Below are 13989 nucleotides of genomic sequence, written 5' to 3' on the forward strand. Positions count from 1 at the left end.
GTTAAGACAAAAAGGGGAGAGTCGCGGTAAATTTGAATGGCAATGACAAGTATTAACGGCTTCTTTGACGTTTTTTTCTCATTTGCCACCCTACATTGCCGCGACTCGACACTTGCAAATCGTTCGCATTGTTTCCTGCGAGGGTTTGCTCATAACGTCTAAAAACAGGAGCTGCCCGAATGAATCCACGCCTTCCATCCTTCTTCAAGCGCGCATTGCTGGCCGCCGCATTGCTCGGCACCGGGCAGGCGTTTGCCGCCGACTCGGTGGGTCTGGTGGTTTACAACGCGCAGCATGAAACGCTGACCAAGGCTTGGGTGGCCGGTTTCACCGAAGAAACCGGGATCCCGGTGACCATTCGCAACGGCGATGACACCGAAATGGGCAACCAGCTCGTGCAGGAAGGCGCCGCCTCGCCGGCAGACGTATTCCTCACCGAGAACTCCCCGGCGATGGTGCTGGTGGACAATGCCAAACTGTTCGCCCCGCTGGCGCCTGCGACCCTTGAGCAAGTCGATTCCGCTTACCGCCCGGCCCACGGCAATTGGGTCGGCATCGCTGCCCGTTCCACCGTGTTCGTCTACAACCCGAGCAAGCTGACTGAAAAAGACCTGCCCAAATCCCTGCTCGACCTCGCCACCCCGGCATGGAAAGGCCGCTGGGCTGCCTCCCCGGCTGGCGCCGACTTCCAGGCGATTGTCGCCGCCGTCCTGCAACAGAAAGGCGAAGCCGCCACGCTGGAATGGCTCAAGGGCATGAAGACCAATGCAACCATCTATCGCGGCAACAGCGCGGTGCTCAAAGCGGTGAACGCCGGGCAGATCGACAGCGGCGTGATCTATCACTATTACAGCTTCGTCGATCAGTCGAAGACCGGCGAAAACAGCAACAACACTCGCCTGTACTACTTCAAGCATCAGGATCCGGGCGCATTCGTCAGCACCTCCGGCGCCGGCGTCCTGGCATCGAGCAAGCATCCGGAGCAGGCGCAGGCGTTCGTCAAATACATCACCAGCAAGGAAGGCCAGGAAGTTCTCGAAACCGGCACCTCCTTCGAATACGCCGTGGGCAAAGACGCGCCGTCCAATCCGAAGCTGACCCCGCTGAAAACCCTCGATGCGCCGAAAGTCGATGCTTCGACCCTCGACAGCAAAAAAGCCGTCGAGCTGATGACCCAGGCCGGATTGCTCTAAGTGATGCCCGAAACCTTGCCTGCACCGGCCGTTGCGACGGCCCCCGCCAGCCTCCTCCACCCGCCCCGCGCGCTGGCCGGGCGTGGCAGCTCGTGGGTGGTGAGCTCGGCGGTGCTGGTGTCATTGCTGTCACTGCTGCCGATTGCCTTCGTGATCGGCGTGTCGTGGTACACCGGTTGGGCAACCATCGAAGCCATGATATTTCGCCCGCGGGTCGGCGAATTGCTGATCAACACCGTGCTGCTGGTGCTGATAACCCTGCCCTTGTGCATCGTGCTCGGGACAACCCTGGCCTGGCTGACCGAACGCAGCAACCTGCCTGGCCGACGCTTGTGGTCAGTGTTGGCGGTCGCACCGTTGGCCGTGCCGGCGTTCGTCCACAGTTACGCGTGGGTCAGCCTGATTCCGTCGATCCACGGTCTGCCGGCCGGTGTGCTGGTGTCGGTGATCGCCTATTTCCCGTTTCTGTATTTGCCGATTGCCGCGACCTTGCGCCGTCTCGATCCGGCGATTGAAGACGTCGCGCAATCCTTGGGACTAAAGCCGTGGGCGGTGTTCTTTCGGGTGGTGTTGCCGCAATTGCGCTTGGCAATCTGCGGTGGCGCGTTGTTGGTCGGTCTGCATTTGCTGGCCGAGTACGGCTTGTACGCGATGATCCGTTTCGACACCTTCACAACGGCGATCTTCGATCAGTTCAAATCGACGTTTAACGGCCCGGCGGCCAACATGCTCGCTGGCGTTCTGGCGCTGTGCTGTCTGGCGATGCTCACCGCCGAATCTGCCGCCCGTGGCAACGCCCGCTACGCGCGAGTCGGTTCCGGCAGCGCCCGTGACCAGCGCAGCGTGCAACTGGGCCGAGGCGTGACAACCCTGGCTTTATCGCTGCAAACCTTGACCTGCCTGCTGGCACTCGGTGTGCCGTTGCTCACGCTGGGCCGCTGGCTGGTGGCCGGTGGTGTGCAGGTCTGGGAAGGCGACGAACTTTTGCCGGCCTTGCTGCAGACCTTGTCGTACGGCGTGGCCGGCGCGTTGCTGACCAGTGTCGCGGCGATTCCCATCGCGTGGCTGTCGATCCGTTCTCCCGGCAAACTGCAGCGCTTGCTGGAAGGCTGCAACTACATCACCAGCTCCCTGCCCGGCATTGTCGTCGCGCTGGCGTTGGTCACTGTGACCATCCATTTCGCCCGGCCGATCTACCAGACCACCATCACCGTGCTGCTGGCTTACCTGCTGATGTTCTTGCCGCGAGCACTGGTCAGCCTGCGCGCCGGTTTCGCACAGGCCCCGGTCGAGCTGGAAAACATCGCGCAAAGCCTTGGCCGCTCGCCGATACGCGCATTGTGGCTGATCACCGTACGCCTGGCGGCCCCCGGCGCGGCGGCAGGTGCAGCCCTGGTATTTCTGGCAATCACCAATGAACTGACCGCAACCCTGCTGCTCGCACCCAACGGCACACGCACCCTCGCCACCGGTTTCTGGGCGATGACCAGCGAAATCGATTACGCCGCCGCAGCGCCGTATGCGCTGCTGATGATCCTGCTTTCCCTGCCGCTGACGGCCATCCTCTATCACCAATCCAGGCGTACCGCTGGCCGATGAACGCTCTCGAACTGCTCAACCTCAGTAAAACCTTCGGCGCGCAGAAGGCGCTCGACGACGTCAGCCTCAACGTGCCGACCGGCAGCCGCACAGTGATCGTCGGCCCCTCCGGTTCCGGCAAAACCACGCTGTTGCGGATGATCGCCGGCTTCGAGTTTCCCGACAGCGGCAGCATTACGCTCAACGGCCAGACGCTGGTCGACCGCAGCCACGCAGTGCCGGCCTATCAACGGCAGATCGGCTACGTCCCGCAGGACGGCGCGTTGTTCCCGCACATGACGGTGGCGGCGAACATCGGTTTCGGCCTGGCCCTGACCGGTGCGGCCCGCACCCAGCGCATCCTTGAGTTGATGGACAGCGTCGCCCTCGACGCCAACATGGCCAACCGTTGGCCCCACGAATTGTCTGGTGGCCAGCAACAGCGCGTATCCCTGGCCCGGGCACTGGCGCAACAACCACGGCTGATGCTGCTCGATGAGCCGTTCTCTGCCCTCGACACCGGTTTGCGCAGTGCCATGCGCAAAATGGTCGCGCGCCTGCTCGAAGACTCGGGCGTCACCACCATTCTGGTGACCCACGACCAGAGCGAAGCGTTGTCGTTTGCCGATCAATTGGCGGTGATGCGCAACGGCCGGCTGGTGCAGTCCGGGCATCCGATGGATCTCTACCGCTATCCAAATGATGAGCAGACTGCGCACTTTCTCGGCGAAGCCGTGGTGCTGCCCGCGCGGATCGAGGCGGGTTGGGCGCACTGCGATCTGGGTCAGGTGGCGGTGAACAGCAACGGTTTCAGCGGTGCTGCGCAGATCATGCTGCGCCCCGAACAATTGCAGATCGCCGAAGTGGCGTCTGACAGTCAAGGCTGCCATGCGCTGGTCATCGACCGCGATTTCGCCGGCAATACCTGCACCTTGACGGTTGAACTGAGCTCGTCCGCGACTCAGGATCCGGCCCGTTCGATTCTGGTGCGCAGCTCCGGCATGCACGCGCCGCCCGCCGGCAGCGCGGTGCAACTGTCGGTGCTCGGTGCGGCGCATGTGTTTGGCCTGAACTGATCAGAGATCGAAGCGATCCACCGCCCGCCGCCGCTCGTTGTCATCGCGCACATCGTAGTTGGCGGTGGTCTGGATGTTGCTGTGATGCGCGAGTTTCTGCGCGATCGACAGGTCGTGCTCCTCGATCACCCGGGTGATGAACGAGCGACGGAAATCGTGGGGCATGATCTTCACCCCGACCTGCGTCCCGCGCTGACGGGCGATGTAATAGATCGCGTGCTTGGTGATGCGCTCGCGGGTGATGTGGCTGCCACGGCGAATGCGGTTGAACAGGAACGCATCGTCGCTCTCGCCTTCCTTGAGCTGTGAACGGCGCAGTTCGAGCCAGGCATTGAGCTTGCTGAACGCCCACGCCGGCGCGTATTTGATCAACTGCTTGTTGCCCTTGGCGGTGACGCACAGGCTGCGCTCGCTGAAGTCGACCTGATCCAGGTCCAGATCCACCGATTCCGACTTGCGCATGCCGGTCCCGTACAGCAACGCGATGATTGCCGCATCACGCAGGCCCTGCGGGCGCGGGTCGGCGGCGCAGACTTCCATCAATTCGTGAATCAGCGTGCGCTTGAGATTGCGCCCCTGAGACAGCCGCGTGCCGGCGATGCCCTTGACCGAGCGCATTTTCAACAGATGTTCCTGGCTGATCAGGCTCATGCGCCAGGCTTCATTCATGACCCCGCGCACGGCATTCACATACAACGAAGAAGTGTTGGGTGCGTAGTTGTCTGCGCGCAACGCCGCGACAAGACCCACAACATCTTCGGGTTGTAACGCATGCCAGGGAATCTCTTCGACATTCATGTCTTCGAAACCCAGACGGTCAGCGGCGTCCTGTAAAACGTAACGCATGGTTAATTGGCTCGAAGGTGCCAAACGCGCCAAATACAAGGACATAGGATTGTTTTTTACAATGCTTGAAGGTAAAACGGGTGAGTCTGTCAAACGAAAGGCCTTGATTAAAAACTGTTCAACTCTGCAACTAACAATCGCAATCCACTTAATAAAAGAAGAGTAATTCAGTCGGACTTTTTCTAAAAACCGGCGATTACCCGCAGAAGACTGAACAGTGGCTGTATGAATTGCAGATAAACGAATCTCCGACCGGTTTTTCATATTCCTTTCACAAAATCGGGAATAACCTTGGTGCCGATAGATTCTCTGTTCGATAGCGCCCAACCTGCCGGGCGGCGTCTGAAAAGTCAACCAGCCCCCGACGTTGTGTATTTTTAGCAACTTCTTGATGCAAAACCTTTTTTTGCGTCTACGCTTGGGTTGGATCCGATAATTTTCGGAGAGTCTGTCTATTATTTTCCGTATCGAGGTGCCCATGAGTCAGGCGTTTCTCCCCTTCTCCCGCCCCAGTATTGGCGATGAGGAAATTGCAGCTGTCGAGCAGGTTCTGCGCTCAGGCTGGATCACGACGGGGCCGAAAAACCAGGCACTCGAAGAGCAGTTTGCGCAGTATGTCGGTTGCAAGCACGCGGTAGCCTTGTCTTCGGCCACCGGCGGCATGCATATCACGCTGCTGGCCCTGGGCATCGGCCCGGGCGACGAAGTCATCACCCCGTCGCAGACCTGGGTCTCGACCGCCAACATGATCTCCCTGCTGGGCGCCAAACCGGTGTTCGTCGATGTCGACCGCGACACGTTGATGACCGACGCTGCGCGCATCGAAGCGGCCATCACCCCGCGGACCAAGGCAATCATTCCGGTGCACTATGCCGGCGCAGCGTTCGATCTCGATCCGCTGTATGCCCTCGCCGACAAGCACGGCATCCCGGTCATCGAAGACGCCGCCCACGCAGCCGGCACCCGCTACAAGGGACGTCACGTCGGCTCGCAAGGCACGGCGATCTTCTCGTTCCATGCGATCAAGAACATGACCTGTGCCGAAGGCGCGATGTTCGTCACTGACGACGAAGCCCTCGCCAGCCGTGTGCGCATGCTCAAATTCCACGGCCTGGGCGTCGACGCCTATGACCGTCTGACCGGTGGCCGCAAGCCGCAGGCGCAAGTGATGGAGCCGGGTTTCAAGTACAACCTCGCCGACGTCAACGCCGCGATTGCCCTGGTGCAACTGCAGCGTCTGGACGAAATCAACGCCCGTCGCACTGAACTGGCCACGAGCTATCTGCAGAAGTTCGAAGGCTTGCCAGTGCAACCGCTGGCCCTGCCCGACTACGCCCAGCAACACGCCTGGCACCTGTTCATCCTGCGCATAGACAGCGAGCGTTGCGGCATGGATCGCGAAGCTTTCATGAAAGCTTTGCAGGATCAGGGCATCGGCACCGGTATCCATTTCATTGCCACCCACCTGCACACCTGGTATCGCCAGCGTGACCCCGACCTCTACCTGCCCAACACCGAATGGAACTCGGCGCGGCTGTGCTCGATTCCGCTGTTCCCCGACATGACCGATCAAGACCTTGACCGTGTTGTCGGTGCCATCGCACAAATCATGGAAAAACGCCTGTGAAACCTTATCCAATCCGCAGTGTGTCGATCGTCATCCCGGTCTACAACGAGCAGGAAAGCCTGCCCGAGCTGCTGCGTCGTACCGAGGCGGCCTGCCGCCAGTTGCATCACGACTTCGAAATCGTGCTGGTCGACGACGGCAGCCGCGACGAATCGGCGAACATGCTCGAAGAAGCCGCCGGGCGTGAAAACAGCCCGTTCGTGGCGGTCATTCTCAACCGCAACTATGGTCAGCACGCCGCGATCATGGCCGGTTTCGAACAGTGCAAGGGCGACGTGGTCATCACCATCGACGCCGACCTGCAGAACCCGCCGGAAGAAATCCCACGGCTGGTGGCCGAAGCCGAAAAAGGTTACGACGTGGTCGGGACCGTGCGCGGCAATCGTCAGGACTCGGCGCTGCGCCGGTATCCGTCGAAGCTGATCAACCTTGCCGTGCAGCGCTCCACCGGCGTTGCCATGAGCGACTACGGCTGCATGCTGCGCGCCTACCGCCGCAACATCATCGACGCGATGCTCGCCTGCCGTGAGCGCAGCACGTTCATCCCGATCCTGGCCAACAGCTTCGCCCGTCATACCACTGAAATCGTCGTGGCCCACGCCGAGCGTGAACACGGCGACTCGAAATACAGCCCGATGCGCCTGATCAACCTGATGTTCGATCTGGTCACCTGCATGACCACCACCCCGCTGCGCTTGCTCAGCATCGTCGGCTTCGCTATGGCCGGTCTGGGTGTGCTGTTCGCCGTCGCACTGATCATTCTGCGTCTGGCGTTCGGTGCCGGCTGGGCGGGTGGCGGTACCTTCGTACTGTTCGCCGTGCTGTTCGTGTTCACCGGTGGCCAGTTCATCGGCATGGGGCTGCTGGGTGAATACCTGGGCCGCATGTACAGCGATGTGCGCGCCCGTCCGCGTTTCTTCATCGAAAAGGTGTTGCGCAGCCAGCCGGCCGATCCGGCCCCTGCCGTCACCGTTGATGGTCTTTCTTCTACCGCTACTTCTTCCACTTCCGATCAGGTTCTCTCATGAGTGCAAAAACTGTTGTCTTCGCCTACCACGATATTGGCTGCGCCGGCATTGAAGCCCTGCTCAACAGCGGCTTTGACATTGCAGCAGTGTTCACTCACGCCGATGATCCGAAAGAAAACGCGTTCTATGCGTCGGTTGCACAACTGTGCGCGAACAAAGGCATTCCGGTACACGCACCGGAAGACGCCAACCACCCACTGTGGATCGAGCGCATCGCCAAGCTGGACCCGGAGTACATTTTCTCCTTCTACTACCGCAACCTGCTGAGCGAGCCACTGCTGGCCCTGGCGAAAAAAGGCGCGTTCAACCTGCACGGTTCGCTGCTGCCACGTTATCGCGGTCGCGCTCCGGCAAACTGGGTGCTGGTCAACGGCGAAACCGAAACCGGCGTCACCCTGCACCGTATGGTCAAGCGCGCAGATGCTGGCGCGATCGTTGCCCAGCAACGCGTGGCCATCGAGCGCAGCGACACCGGTCTGACCCTGCACGCCAAATTGCGCACAGCCGCCAGCGACCTGCTGCGCGACACCCTGCCGAACATGCTGCAAGGCAAGATCACTGAAACCCCGCAAGACGAATCCAAAGCCACCGTGTTCGGTCGCCGCACCCCGGCGGACGGCAAACTGGTCTGGGCCAAACCGGCCGAAGAACTGTTCAACCTGGTGCGCGCCGTGACCCGTCCTTACCCGGGCGCCTTCTGCGCCGTGGGCGAGCACAAACTGATCGTCTGGAGCGCTGAAGTCGTCAAGGGCAACGAAGGCCAGGCGCCAGGTCGCGTGATCAGCGTCGATCCGCTGCGCATTGCCTGCGGTCAAGACTCGCTGGTGATCAACGCCGGTCAGCGCAACGACAACGGTCTGTACCTCAGCGGCCCGCAACTGGCCAACGAACTGGGTCTGGTGGATGGCTCGTTGCTGCGCGGCGCCGAATCCGGTCGTGCGCCACGTCGTACTCGCGTACTGATCCTGGGCGTCAACGGTTTCATCGGTAACCACCTGTCCGAGCGCCTGCTGCGTGACGACCGCTACGAAGTCTACGGTTTGGACATCGGCTCCGACGCCATCGAGCGTCTGCGCAGCCACCCGAACTTCCACTTCGTCGAAGGCGACATCAGCATTCACTCCGAGTGGATCGAGTACCACATCAAGAAGTGCGACGTGGTCCTGCCGCTGGTGGCCATCGCCACCCCGATCGAATACACCCGCAACCCACTGCGCGTATTCGAGCTGGACTTCGAAGAAAACCTGAAACTGGTTCGCTACTGCGTCAAGTACAACAAGCGCGTGATCTTCCCGTCGACTTCGGAAGTCTATGGCATGTGCCAGGACAAGAACTTCGACGAAGACAGCTCGAACCTGATCGTCGGCCCGATCAACAAGCAGCGCTGGATCTACTCGGTCTCCAAGCAACTGCTGGACCGCGTGATCTGGGCTTACGGCGCCAAGGGCCTGAACTTCACCCTGTTCCGTCCGTTCAACTGGATGGGCCCGCGTCTGGACCGTCTGGATTCGGCGCGAATCGGCAGCTCCCGCGCCATCACCCAGCTGATTCTGAACCTGGTGGAAGGCACGCCGATCCGTCTGTTCGACGGCGGCGAGCAGAAGCGTTGCTTCACCGACATCGCTGACGGCGTCGAGGCGCTGGCGCGGATCATCGACAACGACAACGACGTGTGCAACGGCCAGATCATCAACATCGGCAACCCGGACAACGAAGCCAGCATCCGTCAGTTGGGCGAAGAGCTGCTGCGTCAGTTCGAAGCGCACCCGCTGCGTCACAACTTCCCTCCGTTCGCCGGTTTCCGCGACGTGGAAAGCAAGGCGTTCTACGGTGCCGGTTACCAGGACGTGGAACACCGCAAGCCAAGCATCGCCAACGCCAAGCGCCTGCTGAACTGGGAGCCGACCGTGGAAATGCGCGAAACCATCGGCAACACCCTGGACTTCTTCCTGCGTGAAGCCATGCTCGAAATCGCGGACAAGAAGTAATGCAGGCAGGTCTTCGTATCGATGTCGACACCTACCGCGGCACCCGAGAAGGTGTGCCGCGGCTGCTGGAGATGCTCGACGAGGCGCAGGTCAAGGCAACGTTTTTCTTCAGTGTCGGCCCGGACAACATGGGTCGGCATCTGTGGCGCCTGATCCGCCCGCAGTTCCTCTGGAAAATGCTGCGCTCCAACGCTGCTGGCCTCTACGGCTGGGACATTTTGCTGGCCGGCACTGCCTGGCCCGGCAAACCGATTGGCCGTGATCTCGGGCACCTGATGCGTCAGGCCCGGGACGCCGGTCACGAAGTCGGCCTGCACGCCTGGGATCACCATGGCTGGCAGGCCAACGCCGGGCGTTGGAGCGATGCCCAACTGATCGAACAGATTCGTCAGGGCGTCGACACGTTGAGCGACATCCTCGGAGAAAAGATCCAGTGTTCGGCCGCCGCCGGTTGGCGTGCGGACGAGCGCGTGATCGAGGCCAAACAGGCCTTCGGCTTTCGCTACAACAGCGATTGTCGCGGGCAGAGCCTGTTCCGTCCGCTGCTGGCGGACGGCACGCCGGGGACTCCGCAGATTCCGGTGGACCTGCCGACCTTCGACGAAGTCGTCGGCCCGCACGTGGCGGCGAAGGACTTCAACGCCTTCATCCTCGACCGGTTCCAGGCGCAAGCACTCAACGTCTACACCATTCATGCCGAAGTAGAAGGGATTCTGATGGCTCAGGATTTTCGTCAATTGCTGGCCGATGCACGCCAGCGCAATATTGACTTCAAACCCTTGGGTGACTTGTTGCCCGAGTTCTTCAACACGTTGCCCGTAGGCCGCGTACAACGCGGTGCGCTCGAAGGCCGTGAAGGCTGGCTGGGAGTGCAAGGCGCATGACCAGACGCTGGGCACTGCCGTTGTTGATCGGCCTCTGTCTGCTGGCTTATCTGTTGCCGTTGCACACCCATGGCCTGTGGATCCCCGACGAAACCCGCTACGCACAGATCAGCCAGGACATGCTGCTCAGTGGCAACTGGGTATCGCCGCATTTCATGGGGCTGCGTTATTTCGAGAAACCGATTGCCGGCTATTGGATGATTGCCATCGGCCAGGAATTGTTCGGGCAGAACCTGTTCGGCGTGCGCTTCGCGTCGGCCCTCAGCACCGCTTTGAGTGTGCTGCTGGCCTACCTGGTCGCGCGCAGGCTATGGAACGATCCGCGCAAGAGCTTCGTCTGCGCCCTGCTCTACATGAGCTTCACGGTCGTCGCCGGCCAGGCCGGATACGCCAACCTTGATCCGCAATTCACCTTCTGGGTCAACCTGAGCCTGGTGGCGCTGTGGTTTGCGCTCGACGGCCGCAGCACCGGGCAACGTCTGGGCGCCTGGGCGCTGTTGGGGCTGGCCTGCGGCATGGGTTTCATGACCAAGGGCTTTCTCGCCTGGTTGTTGCCGGTACTGATCGCGTTGCCGTGGATGCTCTGGCAGAAACGCTGGCGTGAACTGCTGGTGTTCGGTCCGGTGGCGATTGCCATCGCGATCATCGTCAGCTTGCCGTGGGCACTGGCGGTGCACGCGCAGGAGCCGGATTACTGGCGGTTTTTCTTCTGGCACGAACACATTCGCCGCTTTGCCGGTGACGATGCGCAGCACGATGCACCGTGGTGGTTTTACCTGCCGCTGCTGGTGGCGTTCAGCCTGCCGTGGGTCGGTCTGTTGCCGACCGCGTTCAAGCAAGCCTGGCAAACCCGTGCCCAGCCGAAGATGGTCTTCCTGCTGCTGTGGCTGTGGCTGCCGCTGGGCTTTTTCAGCCTGAGCAACGGCAAACTGCCGACCTACATCCTGCCGTGCCTGCTGCCATTGGCACTGCTGCTGGGCAATGCGCTGGCTGATCGCCTGCGTCTTGAACAAGGTCGGGCGCTGGGGATCAACGGTCTGCTGAACCTGCTGTTGGGTGTGGTCACGCTGATCGCACTGGTTTATCTGCAATTGAACAAACCGGTGTACGACCACGAACTGCACAGCATGGTGCTGGTGTTCATCGCCCTGATCGGCTGGATCATCGCCAACCTCGCGCAAGCGTTCCTGCCGCTGCAATGCTGGGCGGCGCCGGCGCTGGGCAGTCTGTTGCTGGCCGGGATCCTGCCGGCGGCGTTGCCCAAATCGGTGGTGGCCAACAAGACCCCGGATCAGTTCGTCCGTCATCACGTCACTGAACTGTCCGGCGCTACGCATCTGCTGAGCAACGATCTGGGCGCGGCGGCGGCACTGGCCTGGCGCATGAAACAACCGGAGGTCGCGCTGTACAACACGGTCGGCGAACTCAAGTACGGTCTTTCCTACCCGGAAGGCGCCGAGCGCCGACTCACCAAGGACAACGTTCAACAATGGGTACGTGAAGCACGCCGCAGCGGATCGGTCGGTGTGCTGATGCGCGTCAAGGGCCAGGACGAGCTCGAAGAGCTGGATCTGCTGCCCAAGGACGGTACCCGTTACGAATCGGGCAATCTGGTGATCATGGTGCTGCCCAAGGATCCGTCATGAGCTGGTTGCTGTTACTGACGGCGTGTCTGCTGACGTGCCTGGGGCAAGTCGCGCAGAAATTCGCCGTGGAGAGCTGGCGCGGCGTTGATTCGTCCTGGGCCGACAAACTGCGTTCGCCATGGTTGTGGCTGGCGCTGGTTTCTCTCGGCAGCGGGCTGCTGGTGTGGCTGCTGGTGTTGCAACGTCTTGAAGTGGGCATCGCTTACCCGATGCTCAGCCTCAACTTCGTGCTGATCACCCTGATTGCCCGCTTCGTCTTTCGCGAGCCCATCGACCGCCAGCATTGGCTGGGCGTGGCGCTGGTGATCGGCGGCGTGGTTTTGCTGGGGCAACAGTCATGAACAAGGCACGTGGTATCGGTTTCGCCCTCGCCAGCGTGGGGTTGGTCAGCAGTGCCCAACTGGGCATGCGCTGGAGCATGACGCGCCTGCCGCAACCGGAACAATGGCTGACGGCGCTGAGCGCCGGCAGTGTCGATCTGTCGGCACTGGCGGTGGTGCTGGTGGCAATTTTCGCCTACGCCCTGTCGATGCTCTGCTGGCTCGCGGCATTGCGCGATCTGCCGCTGGGCCGGGCTTATTCACTATTGAGCATCAGCTACGCGCTGGTGTACCTGCTGGCGGCCAGTCTGCCGCTGTTCAACGAATCGTTCAGTTTCACTAAATCGCTGGGCGTGGCACTGGTCATGCTCGGGGTCATCACTATTAACACTCGTCCGTCTCGTGCGCCCGAATTCAGGAGTGCTCCATGAAAATCACAGTATTTGGTAGCGGTTATGTTGGCCTGGTGCAGGCCGCCGTGTTGGCCGAAGTCGGTCACGACGTCGTGTGCATGGACATCGATCAGAAGAAAGTCGAACTGCTGCGCCAGGGTCACGTCAGTATCTTTGAACCGGGCCTGTCGAGCCTGGTACGCGAAGGCCTGGACTCCAGTCGCCTGCATTTCACGTCCGATGAAAAACTTGCCGTACAACACGGTCGCGTCGCGTTCATCGCCGTGGGCACACCGTCCAGTGAAGACGGTTCGGCCGATCTGAAATACGTGCTGTCGGTGGGTGACGCCGTGGCGCGCCACCGTGAGCAGCCGTTGATCCTGGTGGAGAAATCCACCGTGCCGGTCGGCACCGGCGACACCCTGCGCGCACACATTCAAGCCGCGCTGGACAAGGCCGGTCGTGAGCTGCAGTTCGATATCGTGTCCAACCCGGAATTCCTCAAGGAGGGTTCGGCGGTGTCGGACTGCCGTCGTCCGGACCGCATCGTCATCGGCTGCGAAGGTGACGAAGTGCGCGATGTGATGCGCGACCTGTACTCGCCGTTCAACCGCAACCACGACCGCATCATGTTCATGGACCTGCGCAGCGCCGAGCTGACCAAATACGCCGCCAACTGCATGCTGGCGACCAAGATCAGCTTCATCAACCAGATCGCCGAACTGGCCGAACACCTGGGCGCCGACATCGAGTCGGTCCGTCAGGGCATCGGTGCCGACACGCGCATCGGTTACCACTTCATCTACCCGGGCTGCGGTTACGGCGGTTCGTGCTTCCCCAAAGACATGCGCGCGCTGATCCACAGTGCCGAACAGGCGCATTGCTCCAGCGATCTGCTGCAAGCGGTCGAGGCGATCAACGAGCGGCAGAAGCACAAGCTGTTCGACCGCATCAACGCGTTCTACAAGGGTGATCTGCGCGGCAAGACCTTCGCCCTGTGGGGCCTGGCGTTCAAGCCGAACACCGACGACATGCGCGACGCACCGAGCCGTGTCCTGCTCGATTCGCTGTTCGCCGCTGGCGCCAGCGTTCGTGCGTTCGACCCGGAAGCGATGCAGGAAACCCAGCATCTGTATCCGAACGAAGAAAAACTGATGCTGATGGGCACCCCGGAATCGGTGCTGTCAGGTTCCGATGCGCTGATCATCTGCACCGAATGGCAGCAGTTCAAGGCGCCGGATTTCGACTTGATCGAGCAACGCCTGAAAGCCCCGGTGATCTTCGACGGCCGCAACCTGTACGACGCCGAGCGTCTGGCGCGCAACGGCTTCAAGTACTTCCCGATCGGCCGTGGTGATTCGCGCAAACTGCCGATCCCGCTGCAACAGTGGCCTAACAAAGCGGACGTCGC

General features: G+C 61.2%; 11 protein-coding genes and 1 pseudogene. 11 read left to right on the forward strand and 1 reads right to left on the reverse strand.

Annotation, left to right across the window (positions count from 1 at the left end; genetic code table 11):
• Positions 1–179: 179 nt before the first annotated feature.
• Genes LCH64_RS02420 through LCH64_RS02430 form a run of 3 tightly spaced genes read left to right on the forward strand, consistent with a single transcriptional unit; the run spans position 180 to position 3847 of the window.
• The gene (locus tag LCH64_RS02420; protein ID WP_226499378.1) at positions 180–1193 is read left to right on the forward strand and encodes an iron ABC transporter substrate-binding protein; all 1014 of its coding nucleotides are present in this window, start codon (positions 180–182) and stop codon (positions 1191–1193) included.
• Positions 1194–1196: 3 nt separating this feature from the next.
• On the forward strand, positions 1197–2792 hold the full coding sequence (locus tag LCH64_RS02425; RefSeq protein ID WP_226499379.1) for an iron ABC transporter permease: 1596 nt from the start codon (positions 1197–1199) through the stop codon (positions 2790–2792).
• Entirely contained in the window at positions 2789–3847 is a 1059-nt protein-coding gene (locus LCH64_RS02430) for an ABC transporter ATP-binding protein (protein ID WP_226499380.1), read from the forward strand. Before LCH64_RS02425 ends, LCH64_RS02430 begins: the two co-directional genes overlap by 4 nt.
• On the opposite strand, the gene LCH64_RS02435 is transcribed toward LCH64_RS02430, so the two are convergent.
• A complete protein-coding gene (locus tag LCH64_RS02435) occupies positions 3848–4738 on the reverse strand; it encodes a tyrosine-type recombinase/integrase (RefSeq protein ID WP_226499381.1) in 891 nt (296 codons plus the stop codon).
• A gap of 433 nt (positions 4739–5171) precedes the next feature.
• Here LCH64_RS02435 and arnB point away from each other — a divergent pair, with 433 nt between their 5' ends.
• The 8 genes and pseudogenes from arnB (at position 5172) to LCH64_RS02475 (ending at position 13974) form a co-directional block, all read left to right on the forward strand.
• A complete protein-coding gene (gene arnB / locus LCH64_RS02440) occupies positions 5172–6320 on the forward strand; it encodes a UDP-4-amino-4-deoxy-L-arabinose aminotransferase (protein WP_103483385.1) in 1149 nt (382 codons plus the stop codon).
• On the forward strand, positions 6317–7348 hold the full coding sequence (gene arnC, locus LCH64_RS02445) for an undecaprenyl-phosphate 4-deoxy-4-formamido-L-arabinose transferase (RefSeq protein ID WP_003224732.1): 1032 nt from the start codon (positions 6317–6319) through the stop codon (positions 7346–7348). The genes arnB and arnC overlap by 4 nt, the downstream gene beginning before the upstream one ends.
• A complete protein-coding gene (gene arnA, locus LCH64_RS02450; RefSeq protein ID WP_003224731.1) occupies positions 7345–9336 on the forward strand; it encodes a bifunctional UDP-4-amino-4-deoxy-L-arabinose formyltransferase/UDP-glucuronic acid oxidase ArnA in 1992 nt (663 codons plus the stop codon). The genes arnC and arnA overlap by 4 nt, the downstream gene beginning before the upstream one ends.
• Positions 9336–10220: a 4-deoxy-4-formamido-L-arabinose-phosphoundecaprenol deformylase gene (gene arnD, locus LCH64_RS02455; RefSeq protein ID WP_003224730.1), complete on the forward strand. Its 885-nt coding sequence runs from the start codon at positions 9336–9338 to the stop codon at positions 10218–10220. Before arnA ends, arnD begins: the two co-directional genes overlap by 1 nt.
• Positions 10217–11866, forward strand: coding sequence for a lipid IV(A) 4-amino-4-deoxy-L-arabinosyltransferase (arnT, locus tag LCH64_RS02460; RefSeq protein WP_226499382.1), 1650 nt, complete (start codon positions 10217–10219; stop codon positions 11864–11866). Before arnD ends, arnT begins: the two co-directional genes overlap by 4 nt.
• Positions 11863–12207, forward strand: coding sequence for a 4-amino-4-deoxy-L-arabinose-phosphoundecaprenol flippase subunit ArnE (gene arnE, locus LCH64_RS02465; RefSeq protein WP_003224726.1), 345 nt, complete (start codon positions 11863–11865; stop codon positions 12205–12207). The genes arnT and arnE overlap by 4 nt, the downstream gene beginning before the upstream one ends.
• On the forward strand, positions 12204–12617 hold the full coding sequence (arnF, locus tag LCH64_RS02470; protein ID WP_003224724.1) for a 4-amino-4-deoxy-L-arabinose-phosphoundecaprenol flippase subunit ArnF: 414 nt from the start codon (positions 12204–12206) through the stop codon (positions 12615–12617). The genes arnE and arnF overlap by 4 nt, the downstream gene beginning before the upstream one ends.
• Positions 12614–13974, forward strand: a pseudogene (locus LCH64_RS02475) (UDP-glucose/GDP-mannose dehydrogenase family protein). The gene arnF and the pseudogene LCH64_RS02475 overlap by 4 nt, the downstream one beginning before the upstream one ends.
• Positions 13975–13989 lie beyond the last annotated feature (15 nt).

The sequence above is a fragment of the Pseudomonas sp. MWU16-30322 genome, from assembly GCF_020515535.1.
GTDB classification, from domain to species: Bacteria; Pseudomonadota; Gammaproteobacteria; order Pseudomonadales; family Pseudomonadaceae; genus Aquipseudomonas; species Aquipseudomonas fluorescens_H.

Coding starts and splice junctions, on each gene's coding strand:
- LCH64_RS02420 (WP_226499378.1), top strand. CDS start 180: ATGAATCCACGCCTTCCATCCTTCTTCAAGCGCGCATTGCTGGCCGCC.
- LCH64_RS02425 (WP_226499379.1), top strand. CDS start 1,197: ATGCCCGAAACCTTGCCTGCACCGGCCGTTGCGACGGCCCCCGCCAGC.
- LCH64_RS02430 (WP_226499380.1), top strand. CDS start 2,789: ATGAACGCTCTCGAACTGCTCAACCTCAGTAAAACCTTCGGCGCGCAG.
- LCH64_RS02435 (WP_226499381.1), bottom strand. CDS start 4,738: ATGTCCTTGTATTTGGCGCGTTTGGCACCTTCGAGCCAATTAACCATG.
- arnB (WP_103483385.1), top strand. CDS start 5,172: ATGAGTCAGGCGTTTCTCCCCTTCTCCCGCCCCAGTATTGGCGATGAG.
- arnA (WP_003224731.1), top strand. CDS start 7,345: ATGAGTGCAAAAACTGTTGTCTTCGCCTACCACGATATTGGCTGCGCC.
- arnD (WP_003224730.1), top strand. CDS start 9,336: ATGCAGGCAGGTCTTCGTATCGATGTCGACACCTACCGCGGCACCCGA.
- arnT (WP_226499382.1), top strand. CDS start 10,217: ATGACCAGACGCTGGGCACTGCCGTTGTTGATCGGCCTCTGTCTGCTG.
- arnE (WP_003224726.1), top strand. CDS start 11,863: ATGAGCTGGTTGCTGTTACTGACGGCGTGTCTGCTGACGTGCCTGGGG.
- arnF (WP_003224724.1), top strand. CDS start 12,204: ATGAACAAGGCACGTGGTATCGGTTTCGCCCTCGCCAGCGTGGGGTTG.